Here is an 18583-nt window from a genome sequence, read left to right on the forward strand (position 1 = left end):
ACGACGGACGAAGGAGTACGACCATGCCGAAGCTGCGCGTACACAACATCACGATCTCGCTGGACGGCTACGCCGCCGGCCACGACCAGCGACTGGAGTACCCGCTGGGCGAGGGCTTCTCCGAGGACATGCACGCATGGATGTTCGCCGCGATGCGCGACCTCGCCGAGGGGAAGACGGGGATCGACGTCGACCACGTCGCCCGCAGTGAGGAGAACATCGGGGCCACCATCATGGGGCGCAACATGTTCGGGCCCCAGCGGGGACCGTGGCCGGACGAGACCTGGCGCGGGTGGTGGGGCGAGAACCCGCCGTACCACAACGACGTGTTCGTGCACACGCACCACCTGCGGCCCGCGCTGGTGATGGAGGGCGGGACCACGTTCCACTTCACCGACGAGCCCGTCGAGAAGGTGTTGGAGCGGGCGTTCGAGGCGGCGGCGGGCAAGGATGTGCGGATCGGCGGAGGGGCGGCCACCGTTCAGCAGTATCTGCGCGCCGGTCTGATCGACGAGCTGCACTTCGCCATCTTCCCGAATCTCCTCGGGAGGGGTGAGCGCCTGTTCGACAACCTGGGGGACGGGGTCGACGGCTACCGGGTCGCGGAGCTGGTCAGCTCGCCGGCCGTCACGCACGCCGTGCTGGTGCGTCGCTGACGAGCTCCAACGGAGTCCAGTCGCCCGGGTCGGGGTAGAGGAACGCGATCGGGGCCTCGATCAGGACCCGGGTGCGCCCGCCCGCAAGCCGTCCATGACCAGGTCGAGGAGCCGCCGGGCGCGCGGCTGCCACTCTCCGTGCGGGTCGATCTGCCAGAGGCCGGCGATGGCGAGCACGAAGTCGTCGGGGGTGACTCCCGGGCGGATGGTGCCCGCTTCCTCGTTCGCCTTGAGCAGGAGTGTGACGGCCGAGGTCACCGGGCCGTACCCCAGCTTGGTCAGGGTGCCGTGCGGCGCGCCGGTGGTCTTGCGCAACGCGTCGGCCAGGCCGGCCTTTGCCATGGCGTACTGGGCGAGGCGGTCCATCCACTCCCGCAGTGCCCGGTCGGGAGCGCGGGTCTCCAGCAGCTGGACCGCGGTGTCGGCGACCTGCTGCATCTCGTAGCGGTACACCTCGAGGACGAGGGCCTCGCGGTTGGGGAAGTTGCGGTAGAACGTCCCCTGCCCGACGCCGGCCATCTTCGCGATCGCGCTCAGCGGGGCGTCCGCCGAGCGCGTCAGCTCCGTCAGCGCCACCTCGAGGATGCGCTCGCGATTCCGCTGCGCGTCCGAGCGCAGGGGAGCGCCCTTGTCGTTCGTGTCCGTGTCGTTCGTGTCCTCGTCGGGCCGCACTCGTCCTCCTTCCGGCCGGGTCTTGCTAAGCGGACAGCTGTCCGTTAGGTTCGCGGTTACCGGACAGCTGTCCGCTTAGAGTCCACTGTAGCGGCAGATCAGACCAGTGCGGCCGGTCGATGTCCATAGCCACCGACTCCTTCACCCGTATCGCTACGCGAAAGAAGGCCGATCATGGCCCCCTCGGCGTCGAGCGCCATCACCCTGAACGTCAACGGGGAGAAATACACGCTGCCAGTCGACCACCGCACCACCCTGCTCGACGCCTTGCGCGAGCGTCTCGATCTGACCGGCACCAAGAAGGGCTGCGACCAGGGCCAGTGCGGCGCCTGCACGGTGCTGCTCGACGGACGCCGGGCGCTGTCCTGCCTCCAGCTCGCGGTCGCCGCCGAGGGGCGTGCGATCACCACCATCGAAGGGGTGGCGGACGGCGAGCGGCTGCACCCGGTGCAGCAGGCATTCCTCGACCTCGACGGCTACCAGTGCGGCTACTGCACACCGGGGCAGATCTGTTCAGCCCTCGCGGTGATCGAGGAGCACGCGGCGGGCTGGCCGAGCGCCGTGACCGCCGACGTCCGGCCCGAAGCGGGAGTTCCGCAGCTGACGGCCGACGAGATCCGCGAGCGGATGAGCGGCAACCTGTGCCGCTGCGGTGCCTATGTGTCGATCGTGCAGGCGGTCGCGCGGGCGGCAGAGGCTCAAGCGGCCGAGGTCGAGGAGGCGGCGGCATGAGGGAGTTCGACTATCAGCGCGTGTTCGACGTCTCCGGCGCGGTCGCCCTGCTGGGCGCCGATCCCGAGGCGCGCTTCCTCGGCGGCGGCACCAACCTCGTGGACCTGATGAAGGCCGGCGTGGAACGGCCCGCCCGGCTCGTCGACGTACGCGAACTGCCCCTCGACCGGATCGAGTTCACACCGGACGACGGCCTGCGCATCGGCGCCACCGCCACCAACAGCGACCTGGCCGCCCATCCCGAAGTCCGGCGCCACTACCCGGCGTTGGCGCAAGCCGTCCTGGCCGGAGCCTCCGGTCAACTGCGCAACATGGCCACGGTCGGCGGGAACCTGCTCCAGCGCACCCGTTGCGGCTACTTCACCGACCTGGCGAAACCGTGCAACAAGCGTGCCCCCGGCAGCGGTTGCCCCGCCATCGAGGGTGAACACCACAACCACGCGATCCTCGGCGCCTCCGAGCACTGCGTGGCCACCCACCCCTCGGACATGGCGGTCGCACTCGCCGCCTTCGACGCCGTCGTCCATTACGAAACGGCGGACGGTCCGGGCGAGTTGCCGCTCGCGGAGTTCTATCTCCCGGTGGGAGACACCCCGCACCTGGAGACAGCCCTGCCGCCCGGCGCACTGATCACCGGCGTCACCCTGCCGCCGGCGCCGGTTGCGGCCAACTCCCGCTACCGGAAGGTGCGCGAGCGTGCCTCGTACGCCTTCGCGATCGGTTCCGTCGCCGCCGCTCTCGACGTCCGGGGCGATGTCGTACGTGAAGTGCGGCTGGCCTTCGGGGCGGTGGCGTCGCGGCCGTGGCGGGCCCGGGAAGCGGAGCGGGTGCTGACCGGGGGACCGGTGAGCGCCGAGGCGTTCGCGGCCGCCGCCGACGCCGAACTGGCCGCCGCCGAAGCGCTGCCGCACAACGGATACAAGGTGACCTTGATGCGCAACCTCGTCGTGGCCGTGCTGACCGAACTCGCCGAGGAGGCGACCCGATGACGACGCCGACCACGACGACCGGAACCACCGCCGCGACCCGAGCCATCGGCACCGCCCACACGCGTGTGGAGGGCCGGGCGAAGGTCACCGGAGCGGCCCGCTACGCCGGAGAGATCCCGTACGCCGAACTCGCCCACGGCTGGCTGGTGTTGTCGACCGTGGCCCGCGGCCGTATCCGCTCGGTGGAGGACACCTCCGTCCTCGGGATGCCCGGCGTCCTCACCGTCCTGCACCACGCGAACGCCCCGCGCCTCGACGGGAACTACATGAGCGCGTTCGGGCCGCCCGACCCGGTGCTCCAGCTCTTCCAGCATGACCGCGTTCCCTTCGTCGGCTGGCCGGTGGCGCTGGTCGTCGCCGAAACGCCCGAGCAGGCGAGGGAGGCCGCCGAGGCGCTGGTGGTCCGGTACGAGGAGGAGGCGCACGACGCCGCGTTCTTCGCCGGGCGTCCGGGGATGTATACGCCCGAGGACGCGGAGACGGCGAAGGGGGACCTGGAGTCCGAACTCGCCGCGTCCGCCGTCGTGGTGGACGCCGAGTACAGCACCCCCGAGGAACACCACAGCCCCATGGAGCCGCACGCGGCGATGGCGCGCTGGGACAACGGCCGACTCGAAGTGGTCGACTCCAACCAGGGCAGCGCGTTCGTGGCCGGCGAGCTCGCGAATCTGTTCTCGCTCGACCCGGACTCGGTACGCGTGCGGTCCGAGCACGTCGGCGGCGGCTTCGGATCCAAGGGGACCCGCCCGCACTCGGTCCTCGCGGCGATGGCGGCGACCGTCCTGCACCGCCCGGTGAGAGTCGTACTGACCCGCCGTCAGATGTTCTCGCTCGTCGGCTACCGGAGCCCCACGGCGCAGCGCGTCAGGCTCGGTGCCGACACCGACGGGCGGCTGCGCGCGTTCGACCACCAGGCGGAGTCGTTGACCTCGACCGTCCATGAATTCGTCGAGCGGAGTGCGAACTACGGGCATGCGATGTACGACGCCGACGCGCACCACACGGTGAACCGCGTCGTACGGCTCGACGTGCCGACCCCGAGCTGGATGCGCGCGCCGGGCGAGGCACCGGGCTCGTTCGCCGTGGAGTCCGCGCTCGACGAACTCGCCGAGAAGAGCGGCATCGACCCGATAGCCCTGCGCGTACGGAACGAACCGGTCGTGGGGCCGGTCTCCGGGATGCCGTTCAGCAGCCGCAACGTCCTCGCCTGCTACCGGGAGGGCGCCCGCAGGTTCGGCTGGGCGGACCGCGACCCGCGTCCCGGCATCCGCCGCGAAGGGCGCTGGCTGCTCGGTACCGGTATGGCGGCCTCGGCGTTCCCGACGCTCTCCGCCCCTTCGACGGCGGCCGTGACGGCGGATGCGGACGGCACCTTCACCGTACGGATCACCGCGGCGGACATCGGGACCGGAGCCCGCACCGCGCTGACCCAGATAGCCGCGGACGCGCTGGAAGTGGAACCGGAGCGGGTCCGAGTGCGCATCGCCGACAGTGACTTCGGCCCCGCGATGATCGCCGGCGGCTCCATGGGGACACGCTCCTGGGCCTGGGCGATCAACGTCGCGGCGAGCGAGCTGCGGGCTCAACTGGCCCTGGGCGGCAGCATTCCGCCCGAGGGGATCACCGCACGGTCCGACACCTCCGAGGCCGTCCGCGCGCTGACGAAGAAGGAACGGAACGCCTTCGGGGCGCAGTTCGCCGAGGTCGCCGTGGATGTCACGAGCGGTGAGGTACGCGTACGGCGGCTGCTCGGCATCTTCGCCGCGGGCCGGATCGTCAACCCGCTCACCGCACGCGGCCAGTTCATCGGCGGGATGGTCTGGGGGCTGTCCATGGCGCTGCACGAGGAGGCGATCAGGGACCAGGCCTCGGGCGGCCATGTCGGCGCCGACCTCGCGGGCTACCACTTCGCCGCGCACGCCGACATCCCGCCCATCGAGGCGGACTGGGTGGACGACCCGGACCCCGACGACCCCGTCGGTATCAAGGGCATCGGCGAGATCGGGGTCGTGGGCACCGCCGCGGCGATCGCCAACGCGGTCTGGCACGCGACCGGCGTACGCCACCGGAACCTGCCGATCCGGCCCGACCGCGTGCTGACGGCGACTGCGGGCGGACATGCTTGACCTCGCCGACGAGTTGCACCGGTGGGCCGAGGAGGGCCGGGACTTCGCCGTCGCCACCGTGGTGTCCGTCGGCGGCAGCGCGCCGCGCGGTCCCGGTGCAGCCCTCGCCGTCGACAGCCACGGCACGGTCATCGGCTCGGTCTCCGGCGGCTGCGTCGAGGGGGCGGTGTACGACCTCTGCGTCGAGGCGCTGCAGGACGGCCGCACGGTGCTCGAACGGTTCGGCTACAGCGACGAGGACGCCTTCGCGGTGGGCCTCACCTGCGGCGGGGTCATCGAGGTCCTGGTCACCCCGGTGCGCGCGGACGCGCCGGACGTGGGGGTGTTCACGGCGGCCTTGTCGGCGGCCGCACGAGGGGAGGCCGCGGCGGTCGCCCGGGTGATCCGGGGCCCGGGTGAACTCCTTGGCAGGGCGCTCCTGGTGCACGCCGACGGGTCGTACGACGGGGGACTCGGCGGTTTGTACGAGGGCGGTCCCGGAGGCCCCCGTACAGCCGATCGCGACGAACTCCCGGATCTGGACCGGGCTGCGGTGGCGGAGGCCCGCGCGATGCTGGACACCGGTCGCACCGGCACGGTCGAGATCTCGGAGGACGGATCGAGCTGCCCCGGCGGAGTGACGCTGTTCGTCGAGACGAGGGTGCCGCCGCCCCGCATGATCGTGTTCGGTGCCGTGGACTTCGCGGCGGCGCTGGTGCGGGCCGGCAAGTTCCTCGGCTACCACGTGACCGTGTGCGACGCCCGACCCGTCTTCGCCACGCGCCTGCGCTTCCCCGAGGCCGACGACATCGTGGTCGACTGGCCGCACCGCTACCTCCGGAGCACCGGGACCGACGGCCGCACAGTGCTGTGCGTACTCACGCACGACGCCAAGTTCGACATCCCGCTGCTGGAGACAGCCCTGCGGCTGCCGGTCGCCTTCGTCGGCGCGATGGGCTCGCGCCGGACCCACCAGGACCGGGACCGCCGACTGCGCGAAGTCGGCCTCACCGACGGCGAGTTGGCACGCCTTCGGTCCCCGATCGGGCTCGACCTCGGCGCCCGTACGCCCGAGGAGACCGCCCTGTCCATCGCGGCGGAGATCGTCGCGGCCCGCCGGGGAGGCACGGGCGTTCCGCTGACCGACTCGGGGACGCCCATTCACCGTGACGTGGACGGGAGGCAGGCCGGTACCACTGAGGAAGCCGCGTGACCCGGTGTCGGAAGGCGCCGGACGCCGAAGGCGGGGAGTTCAGGAAGCCGGAGCCGAGGCCACGAGCCAGTCGTACGCTGCCCGTGCGGTGAACTCGGCCTGGCCGCCACGCAGCAGCAGGTCGGCCGTGGCGAACCCCGGGTCGTCGGACTGTGCGGCGACGTAGGGGATGGCGATGCAGCGCATCCCGGCCGCGTGCGCGGCGGCGGCGCCCGGGGCGGCGTCCTCCAGGACCACGCAGTCGGCCGCGGCAGCCTCCAAGCGGCGCGCCGCCTCCAGGAAGACGTCGGGCGCGGGTTTGCCATGGGCGACCTCGTCGGACGAGACGACGGTCGGCAGGTGGGCGGCCAGGCCCGTGCCCGTCAGGATCGCCTCGATGGCCTCCGGTGAGGAACCCGAGGCCACGGCCATCGGGACGCCGTCGCCGGCCAGCAGTTCCACGAACTTCCGCATCTCCGGGTACACGCGTGTGGAGGCGCGGGCCAGCTCCAGATAGCGGCGGTTGGTGTCGGCGAGCAGGGTGTCGAGCGGGGCCGTCAGACCGTAGCGCTCCTTCCAGAGGGCGAGCGTCTCCCGGGTGCTGATGCCGACGTAGCTCTCGTGGTCGGACCAGGTGAAATCGGTGATGCCGTACTCGGCGAGCGTCCGCCGGCCCGCCTCGAAGTAGTTCGGCTCGCTGTCCACGAGTGTTCCGTCGAGATCGAAGACGACCGCGGTGCCGGTGAGAGTGCTCATGGGGTCCAGGATGCCAATGATCAGCTCCGTGCCGGGCAGCCGCGTGGGTACGCCCCGCGCGGCCGGTCAGTTCTTCGCGGCGCGCCCGATCGACTCCACCAGCGGCAGCAGCCGCTGCGGGACGCGCTCGCGCAGGGCCACCTCCGTGCGGGTGCGGACGACGCCCGGCAGGCTGATCAGCGCCTGGATCACGTCCTCGAGGTGCGCGTTGTCACGCGCCACGACCCGGGTCAGCAGATCACCGCCGCCCGTGATCGAGAACGCCTCGATGATCTCCGGTACGGCGGCCAACGCGTCGCCCACGTCGTCGAGATGGCCCTGTGTGACCTCGATGTGCACGAAGGCGAGCACGGGGTGGCCGAGTGCCGCGGGGGACAGGGTCGGGCTCGTACCGGTGATCACTCCGTCCCGCTCCAGCCGGTCGAGGCGGGCCTGAAGGGTGCCGCGGGCGACGCCGAGCATGCGGGCGTACTCGCGCACGCTGGTGCGCGGCTGCTCAAGCAGCAGCCGCAGGATACGGGTGTCGAGCTCGTCCACGGCCATGGTCCGTCGGCCTCCCGTCGCCTCGGGTGATCATTACCGACTGTACCAATGGCTCAGCTTCAGGCGAGTCCGCTGAGCCAGGACCGGGCGCGGAAGGTCACCAGGGCAGGAAGGTGTGCACGTCCTTGCCGTCGGGACGCAGCACCACACTGACCTGGTCGCACAGGGTGTGAATGAGGTGCCAGCCGATTCCGCCCCCGCCGTGCAGCGGCAGGCAGGGGCGGGGTGCGGGCGGGGTGGTGCTGCTGTCCCGCACGGTCACATGGACGCCGTCGAAGGTGCGGCGCATACGGAGTTCGAAGGGGCCGGGAGCGTACTGGACCGAGTTGGCGACCAGTTCCGTGACCACCAGCAGGATGTCGTCCCAGTGCTCGGCCGCGCTGGGCGGTGACGCCCGGGCGAGCGCACTCAGATAGCTCTCCGCCGTGAGACGCGCATCGGTCACGTCGCACAACTGGCCGGCAAAGGAGCTGGAGAGCGTCTCGATCGCCTCCTGTGAAGGTTTCCTGTTCCCACTCGGATCGCTTGCCATCTGGCCCTCCCGGACCTTGCCGCCGGGATCGGCACCATGGAGGGCGGCGCCTCAGGCGACCGCCGGGTCAAGCAGCCCCGTGCGGAGACGCTTGATGATGCGGGTGATCAGCCGGGAGACGTGCATCTGGGAGATGCCGAGCTCTTTGCCGATCTGGGCCTGGGTGCGCTCCTCGACGAAGCGCAGATGGACGATCAGGCGCTCGCGTGTGTCGAGTTCGGCGATCAGCGGAGCCAGGGAGTGGAAGTCCTCCACGAGCTCGAGCGAGGGATCCTCCGCGCCGATCAAGTCGGCCAGCACGCCTTCGCCTTCAGCCGCGCCGGTCCCGGCCAGGGCCGCGTCGAGCGACGTGGAGGCGTACGCGTTCGAGGCCTTGCGGGCCTCGATGACGTCTTCCTCGGACAGGGACATCAGCTCGGAGAGCTCGCGGGTGGTGGGCATGCGGCCCAGCCGCGTCCGCAGTTCCTCCGTGGCCTTGGCGAGCTCGACGCGGGCTTCCTGCAGACGGCGGGGTACGTGCACCGCCCAACTGGTGTCGCGGAAGAAGCGCTTGATCTCGCCGACGATGTAGGGGACGGCGAAGGAGGTGAACTCGACCTCTCGGGTGAGCTCGAAGCGGTCGATGGCCTTGATCAGACCGATGGTGCCGACCTGGACGATGTCCTCCATCGAGTCGCCGCGGCTGCGGAAGCGGGAGGCGGCGTAGCGGACCAGCGAGAGGTTCATCTCGATCAAGGTGTTGCGCGCGTACTGGTATTCGTGCGTGCCCTCTTCGAGCATGGTGAGCCGGTCGAAGAACTGGCGGGAGAGCTCGCGCGCGTCCTTCGGGTTGACCTTCGAGGGGTCGTCGATGACCGGAAGCTCCGACTCGCCGCCCACCTCGCCCGCTTCGGCCGTCCGCTGTGCCGTGGCCGTTGTTTCCAGCGCCCTCACGGCTGCCATGCAGTCCACCCCAAATCCCCGAAGGTTTTGATGACATAGCCCGGATGCCCCGGTTGGCGGACCTCACACCCCCCACGCCGCTGAAATGTCGGAACGGCCCGCAGCGGCACGGTCGGCCCTTCGGTCAACCGGTCGTGGTCCGGAGCGGCCGAGTACCCTGGGGCGCCGAAAGCCGGGGTTGACACGGCGTACGACGGGCGCGGAGAGGTGGGGGTGGAGAAATGGCGTACGGCGATGACGAGTTGGCGGCGGGAGCAGCCGCCCCGTCCGACCTCGGTGGAGCCGCCCTCCGTCTGTACACCCTCCATGAGCGCCCGGGTGTACGGCTCGTCGGCGAGATCAGCCCGTCCACACGCCTCGTCTGGCGGCAGGCCCTCGATCAGCTGGCCGGCCGACACGATCACGTCTGCTTTCTGGAACTGTCCGCGATCACCTTCGTCGACGTCGCCGGTGCCTCCGAACTCGCGCGCACCGCGCAGGCGTTGAACGAGAGACGGCGTCTGGTCCTGGAACGGCCGCCGCCCGAACTCCCGCGGATCCTTGAGCTGTTCTGGCCGGAACTCCGGGCCATCGAGGTGGCGGCATGACGAATGCGGCCACCCGGACCGAGCCGTTCGCCCATCCGGCACTGCTGTACCGCAGCGACCGGGAGTACCTGGCCGGGACCGTGCCGTTCCTCCTGGACGGCATGGCCGCCGCGGAGCCCGTCGCCGTGGCCGCCCCCGCCCCGCGGCTGGAGCTGATCCGAGCGGAACTCGGCGCGACCGCCGCCGAGGTGCACTTCGTCGACATGACGCGGGCCGGGCGGAACCCCGGACGCATCATCCCGTCGGTCCTGCGGTCGTTCGCCGACGCCCGGACCGCCGGCCGCGTCCGCATCATCGGGGAGCCGATCTGGCCCGGCCGCACCGCGGTGGAGTACCCGGCCTGCGTTCAGCACGAGGCACTGATCAACGTGGCCTTCCAAGGCCGCGACGTGACGATCCTGTGCCCCTACGACGCGCGGGCCCTCCCCTCCGACGTGATCGCCGACGCGCACGCCACGCATCCCGTCGTCATCGACGCGGGCCGGGAGCGGGCCAGCACCGCCTACGCGCTCGAGCGGGTGCTCGCGCGCTGCAACGAGAGGTTGCTTCATCCGCCAGGAGCGGCGACGGTCCACTTCGACTCCGATGCCCTGCCGACCTCTCGCGACTTCGCGGTGCGCGAGGCGCGCGAGCGGGGGATGAGCGATGCCCGCGTGCAGGACCTGGCTCTGGTCGTCGCGGAGCTGACCACCAACAGCGTCGTGCACGGCGGCGGTTCGGGAACGCTGCGGATCTGGGCCGAGAGCGAGCAGATCGTCTGCGAGGTGCAGGACAACGGGCACCTGGCCGACCCACTGGCCGGCCGGCACCCGGTGCGGATCGAACAGCTCGGCGGACGTGGCCTGTTCCTCGTGCACTTCCTCTCCGACCTCGTCCGCGTACACACCGGCGAGGATGGCACGACGGTCCGCAGTTACGTTGCCCGCACGTGACCCTCGCTGCCCGATGAGCGTTCGCCACCGCGGCGTGCCGTCCGGCTGAGCGTCCCTGTTCGTTCGAGCCACGCCGAGGGGCGACTGCCTGCGCCGGGCGCCGCCATGGTCCGTTGGCCGACTGCTGGACCGCGATCACCCTTCTGGAGTGGGCCAATGGCCCAGTGATTCGGGCATGGGTTGAGCCGTTGTGCCTGCGGATGCTTACCTGGGGGTATCCATGCGTAGATCGGCGCCGCGCAGCGCCGGACCGGCAACGAGGCCGGACCGGACCGCGGCGCTTCGTCGTGTCCGCGAGTTCCCGCCACCCAGGGGCGCTCGCGCTGCGGCGGAAGTTGTTGAGGGGGGCGGCGTTCCGCCGTGAAGAGGATGCTCGTGGCTCCGGATCCGGGGCGTGTCAGGCTGAGGAACTCGTGCCGTGCCGTCGTCGGCATCGGCCTCGCCGTAGCCGTGGCGGAACTCGCCGGACTGTCCCTGACGGCTTCCATCACCGGGGGACTGGCGGCCCTGCTCGCTCTCTTCACGGTCGCCGACGCGACGGTGCGCGCCCAGCGGGTGACCACTGCCCTGCTCCCGGCCGCCGGATTCCCCGTACTGGCCGTGGCCACCCTCCTGCACGGTGTGCCCCTGGCCCGGGACGCCGCCTTCCTGCTGGTCGTCTTCGGCGGGGTGTACGCCCGACGCTGGGGCCCGCGTGGTCATGCGCTCGGGATCTTCGCGTTCATGAACTTCTTCGTCACGCAGTTCCTGCACGCCGTCCCGGCGCAGCTGCCCGAGCTGTACGCCGCCGTGGGCCTGGCTCTCGGCGTCGCCGGCCTCGTACGTTTCGTGCTCTGGCCCCTGGAGCGCGGTGCGGCTCCGCCCGCCCCCGCGCCTCGGCCGCTGCCCGGCACCGGACTGGCTCGCCCCACCACCCGGCAGGCCTTCCAGGCCACGGCGGCCTGCGTCTTCGCCCTGGTCGCCGGACAGGCGCTGTCCCAGGAGCGCTGGTACTGGGCCGTCGGCACCGCCTGGTGGATCTTCGTCAACACGGTCTCGCGCGGCGAGACGCTCGTCCGGGGATTCCGCCGGGTGCTGGGCACGGTCGTGGGCATTGTCGTCGGCGTGCTGGTGGCCATCCCGCTGCACGGGGCGCCGGTCCCGACTGCCGCCCTGGTCGCGGTCTGTGTCTTCGGGATCTTCTACACGGCCTCGGTCTCGTACAGCTGGATGGTGCTGGCGGTGACGGTGATGGCGGGGTTGCTCTACGGCCTGCTGGGAGTTCTGGACCCCGGCCTTCTCGTACTGCGCCTGGAAGAGACCGCCATCGGCGCGGTGGGAGCCACGCTCGCCGTGATTCTCGTGCTGCCGGTCACCACCCACGCCACGAACGACGCATGGATCCAGCGCGCACTGCGGTGCGTCCACGCGGCAACCGCCGAAGCCGCCGCCCGTCTCGCGGGCTCGCCGACAGCGGATCCCGCGCCGCACGCGGCCGAACTCGAAGTGCTGCTGGCCCGCGTCCGGATGGCGCTCGCTCCACTGGTACATCCACTCAACCCGTTCCGCGCACGCAAGGCCCGGGCCGCCCAGGTCATCACGCTGCTGGACGGCTGCGCCCGCGAGGTGCGCGGCCTGGTGGCCGTCGCCGCGGACCCGGATGCGAGCCACGACGTCCGTCTCGCGGCAGCCTGCAGCCGCGTCAAGTCGGCCGTGGAAGCCCTGACCATCAGCGAGAAGGGCAGCCGCGGGCCCACAAGGACCCTCGGCACGCCGGCGCACCCCGCTGCCACCGAGCAGCAGCCCGCCCTCGCCCACCTGCACAGCCTGGAGCGGGCCCTCGCCGAACTCGAGGTGCCCCTGCGCAGCTCCCGGCACTCGCCCCTGGTCGGCGCCTGAACAACGGCCGGCGAGCACCACGGCACCGCACCGCGACGGCGGTCGGGCGGCACGCGGGCCGCACATGTGCGGACCCAGCGCCGTGCGACACAGCGCTTGAGGCACTGATGGGGCGCGTACGTATGGCTTTCGCGCCCCTGAGGTAATCCGCTACCCCGAGGAGGCGCGCAAAACGGCCGGCGCCCCCAGATCCTGGCCGCGCTCGGTGGCTTCCGCGCGCGGTACGCGATCTCGCGACCCCGCCGTCACCCCTGGCGCCCGCGCAACGCGTGCCTGAGGGCCGTGTGCCGCCACATCGAGGCGGCGGTGGGGAAACCTGGTCGGCGTCGCGCCGGAACGCGCGCAGGCGGCCCACGCAGGCGCCCTCGGCTCGCACCCTCAGCGCTCGCCAACGTCCACGCTCCGGAGCGCGCGCTCCGGCGCACTGGTGATTCCCCCCGCGCGCCTCCCCGCTCCATCACGCCTGACGTCGGGACATGGACACCAAACCCCGGAATGGGGCACTTTTCCGGCCACAAAGAGGGTGGATCAGCCCACCGGCCGGGTAACTCCGCGGCTATCAGACGCACAGAGCCCGCGGACCGTGCGGGAGCGGCCTGCGGGCGGAACCCCTTGGGGGTGGCGCCATGCGGAATTTCCCGCGCGGAACCGGACACGGGGAGCGTCTCGTCAACGACGGGAACACGGGGCTCCGGGCGCCGAGGGGCGAGGAACCGGGCGGGTGGCTCGAGCGGGCTCAGGGCGGCCCCGCGGGAGAGGACACGGTCCCAGGCGGCCGTGGGCCCGAGAGCACGCATCCGGGCGGCCACAGGGGAGAAGGCACGGATACGGGCGCGCAATACGTGCAGGTCGGCGCCGAGACCTGCCCCTGGCCGACGTCCGGCCGGCCTGCTCCGCCAACAGGCCTGCGCGAGCGGCAGGTGACCGGCGGTTTCGCCGAGAGCTCCCAGGATTCCGGCGACGCCACCGGCCCACCCGCACGGATCCCTTCCCGACACGCGCCCGCCCTGTACGAACTCCACCGCGCCGCGAGCGAGTTCCTCACCCTCCGCCACTCCGAGGAACGCCTCGGGGACCCGGCCCGGCGGATCGCCGCCGCGCACAAGGAGATCGCGGAGACTGGGACGTACCGCCACACCACCGAGGAACTCGTCTTCGGCGCGCGCGTCGCCTGGCGCAACGCCAACCGGTGCATAGGGCGGCTCTACTGGCACTCCCTGTGCGTACGAGACCGCCGGGACGTGCGGGACACGCGGGACGTCGCCGAGGCCTCGGCGGACCATCTGCGGGAGGCGACCCGCGATGGCCGGATCCGCGCGCTCATCACGGTCTTCGCGCCCGACGAGCCAGGGCGCCCCGGGCCGCGGATCTGGAACGAACAGCTCATCCGGTACGCCGGCTACGCACGCTCGGACGGCGGTGTGACCGGCGATCCGCGCAACGAGGGCCTCACCACGCTCGCCCTGCGACTCGGCTGGCCCGGCGGCCCCGGCACCCCCTTCGACGTACTGCCGTTGGTGATCCAGGGCGCCGACGACCGGCCCCGCTGGTTCGCGCTGCCGCAGGACGCGGTGCTCGAAGTGGAGCTGGGGCACCCCGAGTACACCTGGTGGCGCGCGCTCGGACTGCGCTGGCACGCGGTGCCCGCGCTCGCCAACATGTGCCTGGAGATCGGCGGTGTCTGCTACCCGGCCGCGCCCTTCAACGGCTGGTACATGGGCACCGAGATCGGCGCCCGCAACCTCGCCGACACCGACCGCTACGACCTCCTGCCGCACATCGCCGACCGCCTCGGCCTCGACACCCGCACCGACCGCTCCCTGTGGAAGGACCGCGCGCTCGTCGAACTCAACCGCTCCGTCCTGCACTCCTTCGACCGCGCGGGCGTCACGGTCACCGACCACCACACCGAGTCCCGGCGCTTCCTCACCCACCTCGGCCGTGAGGAGCGCAAGGGCCGCCGGGTCGGCGCCGACTGGTCCTGGATCGTGCCGCCCATCTCGGGCAGCGCCACACCCGTCTTCCACCGCACCTACGAGGCGGTGGAGCGGAGCCCCGCGTACGTTCACCACCCCGAAGCACACGAAAGAGCCCGCGGCGCAGTCCTGGTCTAGACCGCCGATCATGGACTGCTACCGTCGCCCCGGACAACGCGGGAGCGAGAGGGGTCAGCAGTGGCAGACGGCTTCAGGCGGCAACAACGGGCGTTCATCGGCTCGTTCACGGCGGCGGGAGGCCTCGGCGTCCTCACCGCGGCAGTGGACCCTGGCAGCGGCGCGCTGACCGTCCTGAGCGCGGTGGACGGCGTCCCCGACCCGTCGTACCTCGCCCTGTCGCCCGCGCGGGACATGCTGTACGCGGTCAGCGAGACGGCTGACGGAGCGGTGGCCGCGTACCGCGTGACCGGCGACAAGCCGGAGCTGACGGGGACACTCGTGACGGTCGGCGGCAGCGGCCCGACACACCTGAGTGTCTTCGACGGACACGTCCTGACCGCCAACTACGGCTCCGGCAGCGTCACCGCCGTCCCCGTCCGCACAGACGGAGGGCTCGCGGGCGCCGCCTCCAGCGTGCTCCAGCACACGGGCTCGGGCCCGCACACCCCGCGCCAGCACGGCCCGCACGCCCACCAGGTGCAGCCCGACCCGAGCGGGCGATGGGCGGTCAGCGTCGACCTCGGCACGGACTCCGTGCGGGTGTGCGCGCTGGACGGCGGAAAGCTCACGCTGCACCGCGAGTTCGCGCTGCGCCCCGGCTCCGGACCCCGCCACCTGGCCTTCCATCCACGCGGCGAACACGCGTACGTGCTCAACGAACTCGCGCCCACCGTCACCGTCTGCCGCTGGGACGCCGCCGAAGGCGCGCTGCGGCCCGTCGGGGAGACGCCGGTGCTGTCCGGTGTCCGGGGCGGCGACGCGTACCCGTCGGGCATCGTCGTGTCGCCCGACGGCCGCTTCGTCTGGACCGCCACGCGCGGCCAGGACGTCGTCTCCGTGCTCACGCCGGACACGGTGGGCGAGGGGCTGCGGCTGGTCGCCACGGTGCCCTGCGGAGGCACCTGGCCGCGCGCGCTGGCCCTCGACCCCTCGGGGCGCTTCCTGTACGCCGCCAACGAGCGCTCCGGTGACGTGACCTGGTTCGTGGTCGACCCCGACACGGGCGTACCGAGGCGGGGCGGCTCGGTCGACGCTCCCGCGGCGTCCTGCGTGGTCTTCGGCTGACCTCACGGCGGCACCCACGCGAAGGGCCCGCTCCTGCCGCAGGAGCGGGCCCTTTCGCGTTCTCTGGAGTGCCGGGCTCAGCGCACCGGCGCGCCCTGCGGCTGCTGCGGCGCGATGCCCAGCGCCGCCGTGTACTTGGCAAGGGCCAGCTTGCCGATCGCCGGGTACGGGCCGAGCGCCTCGGCGGCGGCGCAGCCCGCCTCCTTGGCCGCCGCGTCGAGCAGACCCGCGTCGAGCTCCGGACCGATCAGATACGGCGCGAGCGCCAGCTGCTGGGAGCCCGAGTTGCGCAGCTGCTCGGCGGTGGCCGCGATCGCGCCCTCCTCGTCGAGCGCCGCCGCCATCACCGGTACGGCGAGCCGCGCGGCCAGCAGCATGCCGGTGATCCCGGCCGCCTGCACGGCCTCCTCGCCGCCCACAGAGGCCAGGATGATGCCGTCGGCGGCGGTCGCCACGGTGAACAGCCGGGCACGGTCGGCACGCGCCAGACCCGCCTCGGACAGGCGTACGTGCAGCCCCTCGGCGAGCAGCGGGTGCGGGCCGAGCACATCGGCCAGGTCGGCCGCGACACGGCTGTCCATGACGGCCTGGCGGATCCGGCGCAGCAGCGCGTTGTCAGGACCGGCGAGCAGGGGCACCACGACGGCCACGGGCCCGTCGGGCGCGGTCACGTCCGCACCGGCGGCGCGGGACTGCTCGAAGCGGGCGGTGCGCTCCTCGGCGGCGCGGACCAGCACGGACTGCAGCGTGGGGAACTCGGCGTCGTCCCCGTCGAGGTACCCGATCCGGGCGTCGAGACCGGGGAGCTCGGAGCGCGCGATGCTCACGACCTCCTCGGTGAGGCTGCGTATGGCCGCGCTGGGGGTGCCCGGCACCGCGAGGACGAGCGCGGGCGCGCCCTCGGGAGCCACCAGGGCTTCCGGGCGGCGGTGCCGCCCGGGCTGGCGGGGTCGCGGCATTCGTACTGGCAGGCCGGACGCGGGCCCAGTGGGGGAGCTCATGGCGCCGCATGTTACTGGTTTCTTGGGTTCCCCTGTTCGGGGAGGGTGCAGGTGAGCGGTATCCGTCCGCTTTTGTCTGATGAGTTACGTATAGATCAGAGGTGATCAGTATGGCGGGACTGTCCCCCCGCCTCTTTGGTCACCACATGCAACATCCGCCGGTCACGGGGGAGCGTGAGCTGGTCGTTCGCCAGGTCGACCGCGATGAGCACGGCTCCGTGCAGCGGGTCTCCGGCGGCCGGTACCTGCCGGGCTTGCGGTAGTTGCTCCGCCAGTGCCTCCGTCAGTGGTACGAGGAGGGCGGCGCCCATCTTGAACAGGCCGCCGGTGAGGGCGACTTGGGGCTCTCCCGAGGGCGGGCAGACAGCGGCCGCCGACTCGGCGATGTTCCGCGCGGCCGAGCGCAGGATGTCCGCCGCCACCTGGTCGCTCTCGGCGCAGGCGGCCACTTCGGGTGCGAAGGAGGCGAGCACGGCGGGCCGGTCGGTCCGCGGATACAGCTTGCCCGGCAGGCCCGGAATCGGACCGAACATCTCCTCGGCGCGCGCCCGCAGCGCCGCCGATCCGCCAGGGCGCCCGTCGAAGGCCCGGACGGCCGCGTCGAGACCGGCCCGGCCGATCCAGGCCCCGCCGCCGCAGTCGCCGAGCAGATGGCCCCAGCCGTCGGCCCTCCGCCAGCTCTCCAGATCCGTGCCGACCGCGATCATGCCGGTGCCCGCGGCGACGACCACTCCCGGCCGCCGGCCGAGCGCGCCCATGTACGCGGTCACCGCGTCGGCGGCCAAGGCGAGCCGCGTCACTCCCAGTTCACGCTCGAGCGCGGACGGCAGCTCGGTGCGCAGCTCGTCGCCGAGCGTGGCCAGGCCCGCGGCTCCCACGGCGACCGCCCCGAGTTCACCGACCCCCGCGTCGGCCATCAGCTGCCGGGCCAGAGGCAGCAGTTGCTCCAGCAGATGACCGGCGTCGATGCCGCGCGGGCCGGTGCGCACCGGCTCCTCCGACGTCAGCGGAACCCCCTGGACCTCCCCGCGTACGGCGAGCGCCACCCGCAGCCCCGAACCTCCCGAGTCCACAGCCAGCACACCGGGCGGCGGGTCCGCGCCCGTCACGGCAGGCGCCAGTCCACCGGCTCGGCTCCCTGCCCGGTCAGCAGGTCGTTGGCCCGGCTGAAGGGCCGGGAACCGAAGAAGCCGCGGTCCGCGGACATGGGGGAGGGGTGGGCGGATTCGACCGAGGGCAGTTCGCCGAGGATCGGGCGCAGATTGCGGGCGTCGCGGCCCCACAGGATCGACACCAGCGGGCGTCCGCGCCCGGCCAGCGCGCGTATCGCCTGCTCGGTGACCTCTTCCCAGCCCTTGCCGCGATGCGCCGCGGGACTGCGCGGGGCCGTGGTGAGCGCTCTGTTGAGCAACAGCACGCCCTGCCGTGTCCAGGGCGTGAGGTCGCCGTTGGACGGCTGGGGCAGGCCCAGGTCGGTGTTGAGCTCCCGGAAGATGTTGATCAGGCTGCCCGGCAGCGGTCTCACCTCGGGCGCCACGGAGAACGACAGACCCACCGCGTGCCCCGGCGTGGGGTACGGGTCCTGCCCGACGATGAGGACGCGGACCTCGTCGAAGGGCTGCTGGAAGGCCCGTAGGACGTTCGCCCCTGCCGGTAGATAGGTGCGTCCCGCGGCGATCTCCGCGCGCAGGAAGTCGCCCATCTCGGCGATCCGTCCGGCGACGGGTTCCAGGGCTTTCGCCCAGCCCGGTTCGACGATTTCATGCAACGGTCGTGGTGCCACGGGCGTCACCCTACTGCCGTACAGGCGGCGGAGATCAACCGGTGGCCGGAGCACGACCGAGG

Annotated in this window: 18 protein-coding genes; 10 read left to right on the plus strand and 8 right to left on the minus strand. The window is 72.0% G+C overall.

Annotated features, from left to right (window positions below):
• Nucleotides 1–23: 23 nt before the first annotated feature.
• Nucleotides 24–656, plus strand: coding sequence for a dihydrofolate reductase family protein (locus OG246_RS27940; RefSeq protein ID WP_266469436.1), 633 nt, complete (start codon nucleotides 24–26; stop codon nucleotides 654–656).
• A gap of 60 nt (nucleotides 657–716) precedes the next feature.
• On the opposite strand, the gene OG246_RS27945 is transcribed toward OG246_RS27940, so the two are convergent.
• On the minus strand, nucleotides 717–1328 hold the full coding sequence (locus OG246_RS27945) for a TetR/AcrR family transcriptional regulator (protein ID WP_266469438.1): 612 nt from the start codon (nucleotides 1326–1328) through the stop codon (nucleotides 717–719).
• A gap of 174 nt (nucleotides 1329–1502) precedes the next feature.
• On the opposite strand from OG246_RS27945, the gene OG246_RS27950 reads away from it, so the two are divergent.
• From OG246_RS27950 to OG246_RS27965, 4 genes are read left to right on the plus strand one after another with little or no spacing between them, the layout of a single operon-like run.
• Nucleotides 1503–2060: a 2Fe-2S iron-sulfur cluster-binding protein gene (locus OG246_RS27950; RefSeq protein ID WP_266469441.1), complete on the plus strand. Its 558-nt coding sequence runs from the start codon at nucleotides 1503–1505 to the stop codon at nucleotides 2058–2060.
• Nucleotides 2057–3049, plus strand: coding sequence for a xanthine dehydrogenase family protein subunit M (locus OG246_RS27955; RefSeq protein WP_266469443.1), 993 nt, complete (start codon nucleotides 2057–2059; stop codon nucleotides 3047–3049). Before OG246_RS27950 ends, OG246_RS27955 begins: the two co-directional genes overlap by 4 nt.
• A complete protein-coding gene (locus OG246_RS27960) occupies nucleotides 3046–5175 on the plus strand; it encodes a xanthine dehydrogenase family protein molybdopterin-binding subunit (protein ID WP_266469445.1) in 2130 nt (709 codons plus the stop codon). The genes OG246_RS27955 and OG246_RS27960 overlap by 4 nt, the downstream gene beginning before the upstream one ends.
• Entirely contained in the window at nucleotides 5168–6367 is a 1200-nt protein-coding gene (locus OG246_RS27965; protein ID WP_266469447.1) for an XdhC family protein, read from the plus strand. The genes OG246_RS27960 and OG246_RS27965 overlap by 8 nt, the downstream gene beginning before the upstream one ends.
• Nucleotides 6368–6406: 39 nt before the next feature.
• Here OG246_RS27965 and OG246_RS27970 read toward each other — a convergent pair whose 3' ends face one another.
• The 4 genes from OG246_RS27970 to OG246_RS27985 all read right to left on the minus strand — a co-directional run bounded on the left by OG246_RS27970 (nucleotide 6407) and on the right by OG246_RS27985 (nucleotide 9119).
• Nucleotides 6407–7102: an HAD family phosphatase gene (locus OG246_RS27970; RefSeq protein WP_266469449.1), complete on the minus strand. Its 696-nt coding sequence runs from the start codon at nucleotides 7100–7102 to the stop codon at nucleotides 6407–6409.
• A gap of 66 nt (nucleotides 7103–7168) precedes the next feature.
• On the minus strand, nucleotides 7169–7645 hold the full coding sequence (locus OG246_RS27975; RefSeq protein WP_266469452.1) for an Lrp/AsnC family transcriptional regulator: 477 nt from the start codon (nucleotides 7643–7645) through the stop codon (nucleotides 7169–7171).
• A gap of 97 nt (nucleotides 7646–7742) precedes the next feature.
• Nucleotides 7743–8177, minus strand: coding sequence for an ATP-binding protein (locus tag OG246_RS27980; RefSeq protein ID WP_266469455.1), 435 nt, complete (start codon nucleotides 8175–8177; stop codon nucleotides 7743–7745).
• Between the two features lie 51 nt (nucleotides 8178–8228).
• The gene (locus OG246_RS27985; RefSeq protein WP_266469456.1) at nucleotides 8229–9119 is read right to left on the minus strand and encodes an RNA polymerase sigma factor SigF; all 891 of its coding nucleotides are present in this window, start codon (nucleotides 9117–9119) and stop codon (nucleotides 8229–8231) included.
• A 221-nt stretch (nucleotides 9120–9340) separates the two neighbouring features.
• On the opposite strand from OG246_RS27985, the gene OG246_RS27990 reads away from it, so the two are divergent.
• The 5 genes from OG246_RS27990 to OG246_RS28010 all read left to right on the plus strand — a co-directional run bounded on the left by OG246_RS27990 (nucleotide 9341) and on the right by OG246_RS28010 (nucleotide 15737).
• Entirely contained in the window at nucleotides 9341–9706 is a 366-nt protein-coding gene (locus OG246_RS27990; protein WP_266469458.1) for an STAS domain-containing protein, read from the plus strand.
• On the plus strand, nucleotides 9703–10638 hold the full coding sequence (locus OG246_RS27995; protein WP_266469460.1) for an anti-sigma factor RsbA family regulatory protein: 936 nt from the start codon (nucleotides 9703–9705) through the stop codon (nucleotides 10636–10638). The genes OG246_RS27990 and OG246_RS27995 overlap by 4 nt, the downstream gene beginning before the upstream one ends.
• A 369-nt stretch (nucleotides 10639–11007) precedes the next feature.
• Nucleotides 11008–12516, plus strand: coding sequence for an FUSC family protein (locus tag OG246_RS28000; protein WP_266470954.1), 1509 nt, complete (start codon nucleotides 11008–11010; stop codon nucleotides 12514–12516).
• A 983-nt stretch (nucleotides 12517–13499) separates the two neighbouring features.
• On the plus strand, nucleotides 13500–14630 hold the full coding sequence (locus OG246_RS28005) for a nitric oxide synthase oxygenase (protein WP_266470956.1): 1131 nt from the start codon (nucleotides 13500–13502) through the stop codon (nucleotides 14628–14630).
• A gap of 60 nt (nucleotides 14631–14690) precedes the next feature.
• A complete protein-coding gene (locus OG246_RS28010; RefSeq protein ID WP_266469463.1) occupies nucleotides 14691–15737 on the plus strand; it encodes a lactonase family protein in 1047 nt (348 codons plus the stop codon).
• 77 nt (nucleotides 15738–15814) lie between these two features.
• Here the strand turns inward: OG246_RS28010 and OG246_RS28015 are convergent, their stop codons facing one another.
• The 3 genes from OG246_RS28015 to OG246_RS28025 form a co-directional block, all read right to left on the minus strand.
• Nucleotides 15815–16738, minus strand: coding sequence for a sirohydrochlorin chelatase (locus OG246_RS28015; RefSeq protein ID WP_266469464.1), 924 nt, complete (start codon nucleotides 16736–16738; stop codon nucleotides 15815–15817).
• Nucleotides 16739–16833: 95 nt separating this feature from the next.
• Nucleotides 16834–17847: an N-acetylglucosamine kinase gene (locus OG246_RS28020; RefSeq protein WP_266469465.1), complete on the minus strand. Its 1014-nt coding sequence runs from the start codon at nucleotides 17845–17847 to the stop codon at nucleotides 16834–16836.
• Nucleotides 17844–18521 carry a uracil-DNA glycosylase gene (locus tag OG246_RS28025; protein WP_266469466.1) on the minus strand — a complete coding sequence of 226 codons (678 nt, stop codon included), beginning with the start codon at nucleotides 18519–18521 and terminating at the stop codon, nucleotides 17844–17846. The genes OG246_RS28020 and OG246_RS28025 overlap by 4 nt, the downstream gene beginning before the upstream one ends.
• Nucleotides 18522–18583: the final 62 nt, after the last annotated feature.

The organism is Streptomyces sp. NBC_00620, from assembly GCF_026341825.1.
Classification (GTDB): Bacteria; Actinomycetota; Actinomycetes; order Streptomycetales; family Streptomycetaceae; genus Streptomyces.

Bases quoted from the DNA above. Each gene is read 5' to 3' on its own strand.
- OG246_RS27965 (WP_266469447.1), top strand. From the start codon at position 5,168: ATGCTTGACCTCGCCGACGAGTTGCACCGGTGGGCCGAGGAGGGCCGG.
- OG246_RS27985 (WP_266469456.1), bottom strand. From the start codon at position 9,119: ATGGCAGCCGTGAGGGCGCTGGAAACAACGGCCACGGCACAGCGGACG.
- OG246_RS27940 (WP_266469436.1), top strand. From the start codon at position 24: ATGCCGAAGCTGCGCGTACACAACATCACGATCTCGCTGGACGGCTAC.
- OG246_RS27960 (WP_266469445.1), top strand. From the start codon at position 3,046: ATGACGACGCCGACCACGACGACCGGAACCACCGCCGCGACCCGAGCC.
- OG246_RS27970 (WP_266469449.1), bottom strand. From the start codon at position 7,102: ATGAGCACTCTCACCGGCACCGCGGTCGTCTTCGATCTCGACGGAACA.
- OG246_RS28000 (WP_266470954.1), top strand. From the start codon at position 11,008: ATGCTCGTGGCTCCGGATCCGGGGCGTGTCAGGCTGAGGAACTCGTGC.
- OG246_RS28015 (WP_266469464.1), bottom strand. From the start codon at position 16,738: ATGAGCTCCCCCACTGGGCCCGCGTCCGGCCTGCCAGTACGAATGCCG.
- OG246_RS27975 (WP_266469452.1), bottom strand. From the start codon at position 7,645: ATGGCCGTGGACGAGCTCGACACCCGTATCCTGCGGCTGCTGCTTGAG.
- OG246_RS27950 (WP_266469441.1), top strand. From the start codon at position 1,503: ATGGCCCCCTCGGCGTCGAGCGCCATCACCCTGAACGTCAACGGGGAG.
- OG246_RS27980 (WP_266469455.1), bottom strand. From the start codon at position 8,177: ATGGCAAGCGATCCGAGTGGGAACAGGAAACCTTCACAGGAGGCGATC.
- OG246_RS27990 (WP_266469458.1), top strand. From the start codon at position 9,341: ATGGCGTACGGCGATGACGAGTTGGCGGCGGGAGCAGCCGCCCCGTCC.
- OG246_RS27995 (WP_266469460.1), top strand. From the start codon at position 9,703: ATGACGAATGCGGCCACCCGGACCGAGCCGTTCGCCCATCCGGCACTG.
- OG246_RS27955 (WP_266469443.1), top strand. From the start codon at position 2,057: ATGAGGGAGTTCGACTATCAGCGCGTGTTCGACGTCTCCGGCGCGGTC.